Genomic DNA, 12,550 nt, shown 5'->3' with positions numbered 1-12,550 from the left:
CCGGCCGTCAAATTGTCACGGCGGGACGACTGTTCGCGTCCGTGATTGTCAGGCCGTGGATGGCACATCTCGGCGAAAGCCGGAAAGGGTACGCCGGAGACAGTTTTGTCATTCCCGTCGATGTGGACGGCCTGAATTCGCTCATGGCGGTCATGGCTTTCCGCACTTGACGATTCTCCGGGGTAATCGATCGCCGATTCCGGTTACCATCGCGGTCATGTCGGAACCGAAGCGGTCGGCGATGCGGGTGGCCGATTCCGATCGCGAAAGCGTCGCGCAACTGCTGTACGAAGCCATGGGCGCGGGACGGATCACCGCCGGTGAACTGGAAACGAGACTGGACGCCGTCTACGCGGCGAAGACCTTCGCGGAATTCGAACCCGTCGTCGCGGATCTGTCCCCCGGAGGCACGCTCGCCCTGTCTCCCGCCGGAGACGACGGGCAAGGCGGACGGCGCTCGTTCGCCGTCATGTCCGCCACCACGCGGCGGTTCGACGGACCGCTGCCGTCGAACCATGTCAGCCGCGCGTTCTGGGGAAGTGTGCGCCTCGACCTGCGGCATGCCCGGATCACCGCCGGACCTTGCACCATCAGGGCGGTGGCGGTCATGGGCGGCGTCAAGATCGTGGTTCCCGAGGACTTCGCCGTCGACGTCCGGGGAATCGGACTGATGGGCGGATTCGGCACCGGTCGCAGGACGGGGCGACGGCGGCCGTCGACGGGCGCGGCGGTTCTCCGGGTCACCGGTTTCGCCTGGTGGGGGTCGGTGAAAGTGATTCGGAAGCCGCTGGAGTCGCGGCGGCGATCCGGTCGCGGGCGTGGCTGACGTATTCACGCTCGAAGGTTTCAGTGCCACCACCACGACGGGTGTGGTCCCCGTGGTCGGCGGGACCTGTCCCGGGAGCCCGGGCACGGGTGGCCTCTGGACGAGCGTCATGGGGACCGGCTCCACCGGCGGCCTTCATGTACTCCGCAACGTGTGAAGGTCGAGTTTCCTCGGCTGAGCTGGGGAAGGGGTTTCCACGCTCCGCCGCTGTGACCGCTGGGACTGGTGGTGTTGCCGGGGCCGCCACATTCAGTGGTGCCTGAGACACGGTCGGCTCTGACCGTCCTGGCCACTCACGAGGCCCAAAGACGTCCGGTGGCTCCCGGGGCACTCCGCCTTCCGTAAACTCGTTGTGAGGACGAGCCGAGGGAGGTGCGGGTGGCCAACGCCGAAGAACGCCGATTCGAAGTGCTGCGCGCGATCGTCGCCGATTACGTCTCCAACCAGGAGCCCGTCGGGTCCAAGGCGATCGTCGACAGACACAACCTCGGGGTGTCCAGCGCAACGGTGCGCAACGACATGGCGGCGCTCGAAGAAGAGGGCTACATCACACAGCCCCACACCAGCGCGGGCCGGATCCCCACCGACAAGGGATACCGCCTGTTCGTCGACCGGATCGCCGAGGTCAAACCGCTCAGCGCGGCCGAACGCCGGGCCATCACGGCCTTCCTCGACAGCGGCACCGACGTCGACGACGTCCTGCGCCGCTCAGTCCGGCTGCTCGCGCAGCTGACCAGGCAGGTCGCGGTCATCCAGTACCCGATGATGACCAACTCCACCGTCCGCCACCTCGAAGTGGTGCCGCTCACCCCCGCGCGGCTGATGCTGGTGCTGATCACCGATTCGGGCCGCGTCGACCAGCGCACCGTCGACCTCGGGGACGTCATCACCGAGGAGAACGTCGCCAGGCTGCGCACGGTGCTCAACGGGGCACTGGCGGGCCGTCGTCTCGCCGACGCCGCGGCGTCGGTCGCCGAACTGCCCGAGAAGTCGCCGGGCGAACTGCGCGACAGCCTCACCCGCGTCTGTACCGTGCTGGTGGAATCGCTGGTCGAGCACCCCGAAGAGCGGCTGGTGCTCGGTGGCACGGCCAACCTCACCCGCAACGTCTCGGACTTCCCCGGATCGCTGCGGCAGGTGCTGGAGGCGCTCGAGGAGCAGGTCATCGTGCTCAAGCTGCTGGCGGCCGCCCGCAACCCCGGTGCGATCAGCGTGCGCATCGGTGAGGAAAATGAGGACGAGCAGATGCGCAGCACCTCGGTGGTGTCCATCGGCTACGGGATGGACGACATGCTGCTGGGCGGGATGGGCGTCGTCGGGCCGACCAGGATGGACTACCCGAACACCATCGCCGCGGTGCGCGCGGTGGCGAACTACGTGGGGCAGATCCTCGCCGGTCGCTGAACGCGGCGGTGAGGTCGAAGTCAGAAGGAGAAGGCGAAGACGGTGGCGAGGGACTATTACGGCATTCTCGGGGTTGCGAAGAACGCGACGGATCAGGAGATCAAGCGCGCGTACCGCAAACTGGCCCGTGAACTGCACCCCGACGTCAACCCGTCGGAAGACGCTCAGCACCGCTTCGGCGAGGTGACCACCGCGTACGAGGTGCTGTCCGACCCGCAGAAGCGCAAGGTCGTCGACCTCGGCGGCGACCCGATGGACGGCGGCGCCCGCGGCGGCGGCGGCGGCGGAGACCCGTTCTCGGGCTTCGGCGGCCTCGGCGACATCATGGACGCCTTCTTCGGCGCCGCCGGTGGTGGTGGCGGTCGCGGACGTGGCCCGCGCAGCCGCGTGCAGCCTGGCTCCGACGCGCTCATCCGCCTCGGCCTCACCCTCGAGGAATGCGCCACCGGCGTCGACCGCGAGATCACCGTCGACACCGCCATCGTCTGCGACCTGTGCCGCGGCGCCGGCGCGGCCGAAGGCACCGGCACCAAGACCTGCGACACCTGCGGCGGTGCGGGTGAGGTCCAGTCCGTGCAGCGGTCCTTCCTCGGTCAGGTCGTCACGGCCCGTCCTTGCCCGGTCTGCCGCGGCTTCGGTGAGGTCATCCCCGACCCCTGCCGCCAGTGCGGCGGCGACGGCCGGGTCCGCGCCCGCCGCAACGTCACCGCCAAGATCCCGCCGGGCGTCGGTGACGGCATGCGCATCCGCCTCTCCGGCCAGGGCGAGGTCGGCCCCGGCGGCGGCCCCGCGGGCGACCTGTACGTCGAGATCGACGAGGCACCCCACGAGGTGTTCGTCCGGCAGGGCAACGACCTGCACTGCAACTTCCGCATCCCGATGACCACCGCCGCCCTCGGCGCCACGGTGCCCATCGAGACGCTCATCGACGGGGACTACGAACTCGACATCGAGCCCGGCACCCAGCCCGCCACCGAACTCGTGCTCACCGCCAAGGGCATGCCGCGGCTGCGGTCCTCCGGCCGCGTCGACGGCCGCGGCGACCTGCACGTCCACATCGACGTCGTCGTGCCGACCAAACTCGACGACGCCCAGCGCGACCTCCTCGTCGAACTCGCCCAGCAGCGAGGCGAGGACGTGCCTTCGCTCGCCTCGAACGGCTCCAAGCCCGGCGGGCTGTTCTCCAAGCTGCGCACCAAGAACCACCGGTAACCCGTGCCCGAGACGACACTGCCGGTCTTCCTCACCGCCGCGCTGCCCGGCTCCGGGCGCACCACGCTCGACGGTGAGGAAGCCCGGCACGCCGCCACCGTCCGCCGTCTGCGCGTCGGCGAACGTCTCGTGCTTTCCGACGGCGAAGGCGGCATGGCGCGCTGTGTCGTCGAGGCCGTCCAGGCGGGCCGCGACGCGGCGCTCACCCTCGCCATCGAAGAACACTGGACCGAGGAACCACCCGCCCTGCGCGTCATCGTCGCCCAGGCACTCGCGAAGGGCGACCGCGGCGAACTCGCCGTCGAACTCGCCACCGAGGCCGGCGCCGACGCCATCGTCCCCTGGCGCGCCGCGCGCAGCGTCGCCCGCTGGGAAGAAGGAACCCGCGGCGACAAAGCCCTCACCCGCTGGCGCACCACCGCCCGCGCCGCCGCCAAACAAGCCCGCCGCGCCCACGTCCCCGAAGTCGCCGAACCCGTCACCACTCGTGAACTCGCCGAGCTCGCCCAGACCGTTTCCCGGGCACTGGTCCTCGAATCCGGCATCACCACCCGCCTCACCGAGATCGAACTCCCGGCACAAGGCGACATCCTCCTCGTCGTCGGCCCTGAAGGCGGCATCACCGACGAAGAACTGAGCACCCTCAGCGACGCCGGCGCGACCGCCATTCGGTTGGGCCCCACCGTTTTGCGCACCTCCACCGCCGCCGCCGTGGCACTCGGGGCGCTAGGGGTTCTCACAGAACGCTGGAAGTGAAAAAACACCCCACTAATTTGCGGCGAGTTATGGCGCGATCACGCAAACAGCCGTTACTCTCGTTAACTGACGCGCAACACACGGTTTCGGCGCGCCACTGGGGATGAAGCCCGGTCGCGCGCGTGAATCCCCGCCGGGCACCTCCCCCCTCGGTCCGGCGGAGCCGCGGCGGCGGTGGGCCGACCCCCAGGGCCCACCGCGCCGCGGCATCTTCATTTCCGGCCTTCACTCCTTGGCGCACCCCGAAATTCGCGCCGCGGCGCGGTTCCGCGAAGCGTGCGGTGGCGAGAGTCGTCCGCCTGATCACGCGTGTCGTCCATCCGCGCACGCGAGTGCGGTGCGGGGGTGGGGATAGGGTGGGGGGATGAGTGACGCGGAGACGTTGTTCGAGCGGATCATCGCGGGGGAGATCCCGTCCGAGAAGGTGTATGAGGACGAGACGACGTATGCGTTCCGGGACATAGCGCCGCAGGCTCGGGTGCATGTGCTCGTGGTGCCGAAGAAGCGGTACAGGAACTTGGCCGAGCTGGCTTCCGGTGACCCGCAACTCCTCGCCGACGTGGCCTCGACGGCCCGTAAGGTCGCGGAGATCGAGGGGATCGCCGAGTCCGGGTACCGGGTGGTGTTCAACACCGACGGTGACGCCGGGCAGACCGTCTTCCACGTGCACGCGCACGTGCTCGGCGGCGAGCAGCTGGGGCATTTCGGCCGCTGAAGCGCGCGCCCCGCGGAAACCGGACTGCGTGCCGACACCCGCAACCAGTAACATCGCACTTGTCACTGTCGTTGAAAATCGCAGCGTAAGCGCAGGAAGTAGGCCCGAGGCCACGTGGCCGGAACCGTACCGGGTGAAGCCGCCCGACCCGACGTTCCCGCGGACGTCATCCCGACGAAGACCGACGAGGCCGCGATCACCGAGGCGGCCCAGTCCCGATTCCCCATCCCCGACGCCGCCGCGCTCAGCCTGCTCGGCTCGAGGGATGAGAACCTTCGCGTCGCCGAGGAACTCCTCGCCGCCGATGTCCACGTCCGGGGCAACGAGGTCACCCTGACCGGCGCCCCCGCCGACGTCGCCTTCGCGGAGCGGGTCTTCGCCGAGCTCGTGACACTCGCCGGCCGCGGCCAGCAGGTCGACCCGGCCACCGTCCGCCGCACCGTAGGCATGCTCTCCACCGGTGACCACGAGTCACCGGCCGAAGTGCTGAGCATGAACATCATCTCCCGGCGCGGCAAGACGATCCGGCCCAAGACGCTCAACCAGAAGCGCTACGTCGACGCCATCGACAAGCACACGATCGTCTTCGGCATCGGCCCCGCCGGTACCGGCAAGACGTACCTCGCCATGGCGAAGGCCGTCCAGGCTCTGCAGGCGAAGCAGGTCACCCGCATCGTGCTGACCCGCCCGGCCGTCGAAGCCGGTGAGCGCCTCGGCTACCTGCCGGGCACGCTCAACGAAAAGATCGACCCGTACCTGCGCCCGCTCTACGACGCGCTGCACGACATGGTCGAGCCCGAGTCGATCCCGCGGCTGATGCAGGCGGGCACCATCGAGATCGCGCCGCTGGCGTACATGCGCGGCCGCACTCTCAACGACGCGTTCATCATCCTCGACGAAGCGCAGAACACCACGCCGGAACAGATGAAGATGTTCCTCACCCGGCTCGGGTTCGGCGCCAAGATCGTCGTCACCGGCGACGTCACGCAGGTCGACCTCCCCAACGGCCAGAAGAGCGGCCTGCGGGTGGTCCGCGACATCCTCGAAGGTGTCGAGGACCTGCACTTCGCCCAGCTCACCAGCCAGGACGTGGTGCGGCACAAGCTGGTCGGCGACATCGTCGACGCGTACGAGAAGTGGCAGGCGCTGCAGGACAGCCAGGACAAGGGCAACGGCTGGAAAGGGCAACGCCGTTCATGAGCATCGAGATCGCCAATGAATCGGGCGTGAACGTCGACGAGGCCTCCATAGTGTCGGCCGCCCGGTTCGCGCTCGACAAGATGGAGGTCAGCCCGCTCGCCGAGCTGTCCATCCTGCTCGTCACCCTCGAGGTGATGGAGGACCTGCACGAGCGGTGGATGGACCTGCCCGGTCCCACCGACGTGATGGCCTTCCCGATGGACGAGCTCGACTCGTCGCGCCGCCCCGACGCGCCGGACGCCTCGCCCGCGCTGCTCGGCGACATCGTGCTGTGCCCGGCGTTCGCGAAAGACCAGGCCAAGACGGCGGGGCATTCGCTGATCGACGAGCTGCACCTGCTCACCACGCACGGCGTGCTGCACCTGCTCGGCTACGACCACGCCGAGCCCGCCGAGGAACGCGAGATGTTCGGCCTGCAGAAGCGGATCCTCGGCGAGTTCCAGGCGGCCGTGGCCGCGCTCAACAAGCGCGACGCGCAGCGTTCCGCGGACGACAGGCTCCTCGGGACCGCCGGTCTCGACGCCGTGCCCGCCGACGAACCTCCGGCCTAGGCGGCGCCGGAATGGGTAGTCCCGCGGCCCTGCTGGTCATCGCCATCGCGCTGATCCTGCTCGCCGGGGTGTTCGCGGCCGCCGACGCGGCGGTCAGCACGGTCTCCAAGGCCCGCGCCGACGGTCTCGTCCGGCTCGGGCGTCCCGGCGCGCGTCAGCTTTCGCTGGTCATCGCCGAACGCCGCCGTCACATCAACCTGATCCTGCTGCTGCGGATGACCTGCGAGCTGACCGCGACCGTGCTGGTCACCGTGGACGTCCTTGGCTGGATCCAGCCGCTGTGGCTCGCCGTGGTCGTCGCCGCCGGCGTGATGGTCGTGGTGAGCTACGTGCTCATCGGCGTCGGCCCGCGCACCCTCGGCCGCCAGCACCCGTACCGGATCGGCCTGGTCGTCGCGGGACCCGTCCGTGTCCTCGGGTCGATCCTCGGCCCGCTCAGCAGGCTGCTGATCGTCCTCGGTAACGCCATCACCCCCGGCCGCGGCTTCCGCGAAGGACCGTTCACCTCCGAAGTCGAACTGCGTGAGCTGGTCGACCTCGCCCAGGAACGCGGCGTCGTCGAGGAATCCGAACGCGAGATGATCCACTCGGTGTTCGAGCTCGGCGACACCGTCGCGCGCGAAGTCATGGTGCCGCGGACGGAGATCGTCTGGATCGAGCACGACAAGACCGTGCGCCAGGCCCTCGCGCTGGCCCTGCGGACCGGGTTCACCCGGCTGCCGGTGATCGGCGACTCCGTCGACGACGTGGTGGGCGTGGTCAACATCAAGGACCTCATGCCCGCGTACATGGCCGAGGGCGGCTCGCAGCGCCAAGTCGAGGAGCTGATGAACCCGGCCAGCTTCGTGCCGGACTCGAAGCGGCTCGACGATCTGCTCAAGGAGATGCAGGTCTCCCACAACCACATGGCGATCGCCGTCGACGAGTACGGCGGCACCGCCGGCCTGCTCACCATCGAGGACATCCTCGAAGAGATCGTCGGCGAGATCACCGACGAATCCGACACCGACGAACGTCCCGAGATCGAAGAACTCGAAAACGGCGCGGTCCGCGTCTCGTCCCGGCTCTCGATCGACGACCTGGGCGAACTGTTCGGGATCGACCTCGAAGACCACGACGTGGAGACCGTGGGCGGGCTGCTCGCCGAGCGACTGGGTAGGGTCCCGCTGCCGGGGGCCGAAGCCGAGGTCGCCGGACTTCGGCTGTTCGCCGAAGGCGGTAAGGACCGGCGCGGGCGGATGCGGATCACCACGGTGGTCGTCCACCCCGCCGACGCGGACGCGGTGACCGACCCTGCCCAGGGCAGGCGCCGGACCCGGGTCCCGCAGCCCGATGAAAGTGACAGGAGTGTCGAACATGCCTGAGCTGGACGCCGAAGACCAGAAGCTGGTGACCCTGGCCAGGTCCGCGCGAGCCCGCACCCAGGCCGCCGAGGGCGCCGCGCTCCGCGACACCGACGGCCGCACCTACGCGGCGAGCACGGTCGACCAGCCGTCGTTCAAGCTCACCGCGCTGCAGGCCGCCGTCGCCGCCGCCGTTTCGAGTGGAGCCGAAGGAATCGAGGCCGCCGTCGTGGTGACCGCCGAAGGCCTGCTCAAGGAGGCGTCCGTGCAGGCGGTGCGGGACATCGCCGAGAGGGCCCCGATCCACCTGGCCGATCCCAGCGGCAAGGTGCTGAGCTGATGGCCGAGCCGCATCGTTCAGGATTCGCCTGCTTCGTCGGACGGCCCAACGCGGGCAAATCGACGCTGACCAACGCGCTCGTCGGCAGCAAGGTGGCGATCACCTCCAGCAAACCGCAGACCACCCGCCACGCCATCCGCGGCATCGTCCACCGCGACGACGCCCAGCTGGTGATCATCGACACGCCGGGGCTGCACCGGCCGAGGACCCTGCTCGGCGAGCGGCTCAACGACATCGTCCACTCGACATGGTCCGAAGTGGACGTTGTCGGGCTTTGCGTGCCCGCCAACGAGAAAGTCGGTCCCGGTGACCGGTTCATCGCCGCCGAGCTCAAGAAGATCGCCAAGCGCACCCCGGTGATCGGCGTCGTCACCAAAACGGATCTCGTGAAGCCCGAGCAGGTCGCCGAGCAGTTGCTCGCCCTGCAGGAGGTCATGGAGTTCGCCGAGCTGATCCCGGTGTCCGCTGTGGACGGTTTCCAGGTCGGCGCGCTCTCGGACCTGCTGGTGCGGCACCTTCCCGAAGGCCCGCAGCTGTACCCGGGCGGCGAACTCACCGACGAACCCGAGCAGACCCTCGTCGCCGAACTGATCCGCGAGGCCGCGCTGGAGGGTGTCCGGGACGAACTCCCGCACTCGATCGCCGTCACCGTCGAGGAAATGCTGCCCCACGAGGGCAGGGACGACATGATCGACGTGCACGCGTTCCTCTATGTGGAACGACCGAGCCAGAAGGGCATCATCCTCGGGCACAAGGGTGAGCGGCTCAAGGACGTCGGCGCCCGCGCCCGGCAGCAGATCGAGGGGCTCCTCGGTTCGAAGGTCTACCTCGACCTGCACATCAAGGTCGCCAAAGAGTGGCAGCGCGACCCCCGTCAGTTGCGACGGCTGGGCTTCTGACTGAACGGAATGTCTCGATTCGGTCGCGGAGACCGGTTGATGATGTGGAACCGGACGGGTGACCTTAGAGTCTCAACCCTTGACTCCGGTGATCGCTGATCGGGCGGCGGCGTCCGGGTCGATTTCCACATCTCATTCGTGAAGGGAAAGCGGTAAATGACCGACAACCAGGGCCTGCCCAACTACTCCGGCGACCCTCAGGGTGGTGGAGGCTTCAACAACCCCGGCCCGCCGCCCAACAACAACCTGGTGTGGGCCATCCTCACCACGATCCTGTGCTGCCTGCCCTTCGGTATCGTCGCCATCGTCAAGGCGAACCAGGTGAACACCCTCTGGGCGCAGGGCCAGCCCGCCGCCGCGCAGGAAGCGGCCGACGCGGCCAAGAAGTGGTCGATCATCGCGGCGATCGTCGGTGTCGTGCTCGCCATCCTGTACGTCGTCTTCTTCGTCGTGCTCGGCGTCTTCGCGACCTCGGTCGACCCGAACACCTACCGCTGATCGAGGCGATCGAGGGGGAGACCTCATGACCGACCAGTACCCGAACTACCCGCCTCCGGGCGGGCCACCGCCGCAGCAGCCGTACTACGGTGGCATGCCGAACTACGGCCCGCCGCCGGACAACAACCTGGTGTGGGCCATTCTCTGCACGGTGTTGTGCTGCTTGCCGCTGGGTATCGTGGCGATCGTGAAGTCGAGCCAGGTGCAGACGTTGTGGTCGCAGGGCTTCTACGCCGAAGCCCAGAAAGCCGCCGACGACGCGAAGAAGTGGGCCATGTGGGGAGCGATCTCCACTGGCGTGCTCTTCCTGCTGTACATCATCTTCATCGTGGTGATGGTCATCATCGGCGCGTCGGCGGGAAGCTTCACGCCGTGACGTCGTCCGTCTACACGGGATTCCCAGCGCGCGGGTTCAAAGCGAAGGCCCGCGCGCTGGGGCCACCCCTGGCCATCGCCGCCGGCGCGGGGCTCGGCTGCGTCGTCCTCTGGCTGGGTGATCCCACCACTCCGGGCGGGCCGCTTCCGGTCTGTCCCACCAAGACCTTGCTCGGCATCGCCTGTCCGGGCTGTGGCGGCATGCGCATGGTCTACAGCGCGCTGCACGGGGACATCCCGGCCGCGCTGCACTACAACGCGGTGTCCTTTGTGGTCGTTCTGCTGCTCGTCTGGAGCACCGTCGCCTGGGCGGTCGGAAGACTTCGGGGCCGTGCGGTGAACAGCTGGCTGCACTGGCGCTGGACGCCGCTCGCGTTCGGTGTCGTGTTCGTCGTCTGGTTCGTCATCCGTAACCTGCCCTTCGCCCCGTTCACCTCGCTTTACGTGTGAGTGCCGGGCCGAGGCCCGGATCGTCGGTGGTACCGAGTACGCTCCCGCGCACCGGTCTGCTCGGCGTGTACCCATGCCGTACATTCAGCCCGGGTCGCCGCACGAGGCCCGTGCGCCAGGGGCGAGGAACCAGCGAGGGGATTTCGATGACCACTCCCTACGGCCAGCAGCCGCCGGGACAGCAGCCGCCGCCCGGATCCGGGCCCCCGCAGGGGGACGGGCAGCCGCAGTCACCGCAGGCGCAGCAGCCGTTCGGACAGCCGTCGGGAGAACAGTCCTCGCCGTTCGGGCAGCAGGCGGCGGGCGATCAGGCTTCGCCTTTCGGGCAGCAGCCGCAGCAGAGTGGCCAGGCTTCGCCGTTCGGTCAGCAGACGCCCAGCGATCAGGCTTCGCCTTTCGGGCAGCAGCCGCAGCAGGGTGACCAGGCTTCGCCCTTCGGGCAACAGCCGCAGTCGCCGTTCGGCCAGCAGTCGAACCAGCCGTTCGGCGCGCAGCCGCAGTCGCCGTTCGGTCAGCAGCCGGGTCAGGCTTCGCCGTTCGGTCAGCAGGGCCAGCCCTCGCCGTTCGGTCAGGCCACCCAGTTCGGCCCGCGGACCGACTACGCCCACTGGGGCCTGCGCGCGGGCGCGACGCTCATCGACTTCGGCCCGATCGTCGTGCTGCCGATCATCGGCATGATCATCTCGGCGACGGGGCCTGACACACTCGGTCTGTTCATCGCCGGTCTCGGTTATCTCGCGGGCTTCGCCTGGACCGTCTACAACCGGTGGATCAAGATGGGCACCACCGGCCAGTCGCTCGGCAAGAAGATCCTGAAGATCAAGCTCGTCCGCGAGAGCGACGGGCAGCCGATCGGCCCGCTGATGGCCTTCGTCCGCGACCTGTGCCACAACCTCGACGGCTGGGTCTGCGGTCTCGGTTACCTCTGGCCGCTGTGGGACGAGAAGAAGCAGACGTTCGCCGACAAGATCCTCAGCACCGTCGTCGTGCCGGGCGAAGCCGCCGCCGCGCCCGCGTCGGCACCCTTCGGTCAGTCGCCGGGATTCCCCGAGCCGCCGCAGCCGGCTTCGTCGTCGTTCCCCGCGCCGCCCTCGCCGTTCGGGCAGCAGCAGCAACCGCAACAGCAGCAGCCCTTCGGCGCGCCCCAGCAGTCACAACAGCCACAGGCGTTCGGGCAGCAGCCGTCCCAGCCGTTCGGGCAGCAGCCGCAGGGAACCGCGGCGCCGTCCTCGGAGTCCCAGCCTGGACCGGCCCTGGGCGAGTCCGAGCCGACGCAGGTCCTTCGCCCGGGGCAACAGCCTCAGCAGGCACCGTCCGGGTTCGACGAAGCCGAGCCGACGCAGAAGATCACCCCGGAGCAGCTGAGGCAGCAGTTGCCCGGAGCGGATGGGCCGAACGGGCCCGGAACACCGCAGCAGTAAGGAACGACCGGCGGGATCCACCCGTCGGGAAGCACGACACAAGTGGGGAACCCGATGACGAACCCGTACGGCCAGCAGCCCGGCCCCGGCCAGCAGCCCTATGGCCAGCAGCCTCAGCCCGGATACGGACCCCCGTCCGGCGCCACGCCCGCGCCGTACGGCCAGCCTTCCGGCGCGAACCCGATGCCGTACGGCCAGCCGGCGCCTTATGGTCAGCCCGCGCCGTACGGTCAGCCCGCGCCCTACGGCGCTCCGGGCGGCATGCCCGGTGGCGGCGACATCAACTCGATCCCCGACTACAAGGGCTGGGCGATCGGGTGCATCTTCCTCTGCTGGATCATCGCGATCTTCGCGATCATGAAGTCCAATGAGGTCAACACGTACAAGATGCAGGGCAACTACGCCGCCGCCATGGACGCGTCGAAGTCGACCAAGACCATGTGCATGATCGCCTCGATCATCGGCGGGGTCGGCTGCCTGTTCTCCATTCTCTGGATCGTCCTGGTCGCCGCGAGCATCTAGCCCGACCCGTAGCCGAAAGAACAACGAGGACCACTTTC

Annotated in this window: 15 protein-coding genes; all 15 read left to right on the top strand. The window is 68.7% G+C overall.

All coding sequences use genetic code 11. The features are described from left to right. The first annotated feature begins 217 nt into the window (after positions 1-217). The 15 genes from BLW75_RS13620 to BLW75_RS13550 all read left to right on the top strand — a co-directional run bounded on the left by BLW75_RS13620 (position 218) and on the right by BLW75_RS13550 (position 12,512). Positions 218-826 (top strand): DUF1707 SHOCT-like domain-containing protein, encoded by a 609-nt coding sequence (locus BLW75_RS13620; RefSeq protein WP_034316391.1) that lies wholly within the window; start codon positions 218-220, stop codon positions 824-826. Between the two features lie 378 nt (positions 827-1,204). Beyond that, entirely contained in the window at positions 1,205-2,230 is a 1,026-nt protein-coding gene (gene hrcA, locus BLW75_RS13615) for a heat-inducible transcriptional repressor HrcA (RefSeq protein ID WP_034316393.1), read from the top strand. Positions 2,231-2,272: 42 nt separating this feature from the next. Then, positions 2,273-3,442, top strand: coding sequence for a molecular chaperone DnaJ (dnaJ, locus tag BLW75_RS13610; RefSeq protein ID WP_034316394.1), 1,170 nt, complete (start codon positions 2,273-2,275; stop codon positions 3,440-3,442). 3 nt (positions 3,443-3,445) lie between these two features. Next, positions 3,446-4,198, top strand: a complete 753-nt coding sequence (locus BLW75_RS13605) for a 16S rRNA (uracil(1498)-N(3))-methyltransferase (protein WP_034316395.1) — start codon at positions 3,446-3,448, stop codon at positions 4,196-4,198. Between the two features lie 364 nt (positions 4,199-4,562). Further along, on the top strand, positions 4,563-4,913 hold the full coding sequence (locus BLW75_RS13600) for a histidine triad nucleotide-binding protein (RefSeq protein WP_034316396.1): 351 nt from the start codon (positions 4,563-4,565) through the stop codon (positions 4,911-4,913). Between the two features lie 114 nt (positions 4,914-5,027). Next, positions 5,028-6,113, top strand: a complete 1,086-nt coding sequence (locus tag BLW75_RS13595; RefSeq protein WP_034316397.1) for a PhoH family protein — start codon at positions 5,028-5,030, stop codon at positions 6,111-6,113. After that, entirely contained in the window at positions 6,110-6,664 is a 555-nt protein-coding gene (ybeY, locus tag BLW75_RS13590; protein ID WP_034316398.1) for an rRNA maturation RNase YbeY, read from the top strand. The genes BLW75_RS13595 and ybeY overlap by 4 nt, the downstream gene beginning before the upstream one ends. Before the next feature lie 11 nt (positions 6,665-6,675). Continuing rightward, complete coding sequence (locus BLW75_RS13585) at positions 6,676-8,028, top strand: hemolysin family protein (protein ID WP_034316399.1); 1,353 nt, start codon at positions 6,676-6,678, stop codon at positions 8,026-8,028. Continuing rightward, entirely contained in the window at positions 8,021-8,347 is a 327-nt protein-coding gene (locus BLW75_RS13580) for a cytidine deaminase (protein ID WP_034316400.1), read from the top strand. The genes BLW75_RS13585 and BLW75_RS13580 overlap by 8 nt, the downstream gene beginning before the upstream one ends. Then, on the top strand, positions 8,347-9,246 hold the full coding sequence (gene era, locus BLW75_RS13575) for a GTPase Era (RefSeq protein WP_016332464.1): 900 nt from the start codon (positions 8,347-8,349) through the stop codon (positions 9,244-9,246). Before BLW75_RS13580 ends, era begins: the two co-directional genes overlap by 1 nt. Positions 9,247-9,402: 156 nt before the next feature. Further along, positions 9,403-9,744 (top strand): CD225/dispanin family protein, encoded by a 342-nt coding sequence (locus BLW75_RS13570; protein WP_034316401.1) that lies wholly within the window; start codon positions 9,403-9,405, stop codon positions 9,742-9,744. 25 nt (positions 9,745-9,769) lie between these two features. After that, on the top strand, positions 9,770-10,120 hold the full coding sequence (locus BLW75_RS13565; RefSeq protein WP_034316402.1) for a CD225/dispanin family protein: 351 nt from the start codon (positions 9,770-9,772) through the stop codon (positions 10,118-10,120). Next, a complete protein-coding gene (locus BLW75_RS13560; RefSeq protein WP_016332467.1) occupies positions 10,117-10,569 on the top strand; it encodes a DUF2752 domain-containing protein in 453 nt (150 codons plus the stop codon). The genes BLW75_RS13565 and BLW75_RS13560 overlap by 4 nt, the downstream gene beginning before the upstream one ends. 146 nt (positions 10,570-10,715) lie before the next feature. Next, entirely contained in the window at positions 10,716-11,990 is a 1,275-nt protein-coding gene (locus tag BLW75_RS13555) for an RDD family protein (RefSeq protein ID WP_034316403.1), read from the top strand. 54 nt (positions 11,991-12,044) lie between these two features. Then, positions 12,045-12,512: a CD225/dispanin family protein gene (locus tag BLW75_RS13550; RefSeq protein WP_091599740.1), complete on the top strand. Its 468-nt coding sequence runs from the start codon at positions 12,045-12,047 to the stop codon at positions 12,510-12,512. Positions 12,513-12,550: the final 38 nt, after the last annotated feature.

The organism is Amycolatopsis lurida, from assembly GCF_900105055.1.
GTDB classification, from domain to species: domain Bacteria; phylum Actinomycetota; class Actinomycetes; order Mycobacteriales; family Pseudonocardiaceae; genus Amycolatopsis; species Amycolatopsis lurida.
Note: the sequence above shows the minus strand (reverse complement) of the source record. Positions and strands in the feature narration are given on the sequence as shown.

Excerpts from the sequence above, each read along its gene's own strand:
- BLW75_RS13600 (WP_034316396.1), top strand. The coding sequence starts at position 4,563 with ATGAGTGACGCGGAGACGTTGTTCGAGCGGATCATCGCGGGGGAGATC.
- BLW75_RS13580 (WP_034316400.1), top strand. The coding sequence starts at position 8,021 with ATGCCTGAGCTGGACGCCGAAGACCAGAAGCTGGTGACCCTGGCCAGG.
- BLW75_RS13555 (WP_034316403.1), top strand. The coding sequence starts at position 10,716 with ATGACCACTCCCTACGGCCAGCAGCCGCCGGGACAGCAGCCGCCGCCC.
- era (WP_016332464.1), top strand. The coding sequence starts at position 8,347 with ATGGCCGAGCCGCATCGTTCAGGATTCGCCTGCTTCGTCGGACGGCCC.
- BLW75_RS13585 (WP_034316399.1), top strand. The coding sequence starts at position 6,676 with ATGGGTAGTCCCGCGGCCCTGCTGGTCATCGCCATCGCGCTGATCCTG.
- ybeY (WP_034316398.1), top strand. The coding sequence starts at position 6,110 with ATGAGCATCGAGATCGCCAATGAATCGGGCGTGAACGTCGACGAGGCC.
- BLW75_RS13570 (WP_034316401.1), top strand. The coding sequence starts at position 9,403 with ATGACCGACAACCAGGGCCTGCCCAACTACTCCGGCGACCCTCAGGGT.
- BLW75_RS13620 (WP_034316391.1), top strand. The coding sequence starts at position 218 with ATGTCGGAACCGAAGCGGTCGGCGATGCGGGTGGCCGATTCCGATCGC.
- BLW75_RS13550 (WP_091599740.1), top strand. The coding sequence starts at position 12,045 with ATGACGAACCCGTACGGCCAGCAGCCCGGCCCCGGCCAGCAGCCCTAT.
- BLW75_RS13565 (WP_034316402.1), top strand. The coding sequence starts at position 9,770 with ATGACCGACCAGTACCCGAACTACCCGCCTCCGGGCGGGCCACCGCCG.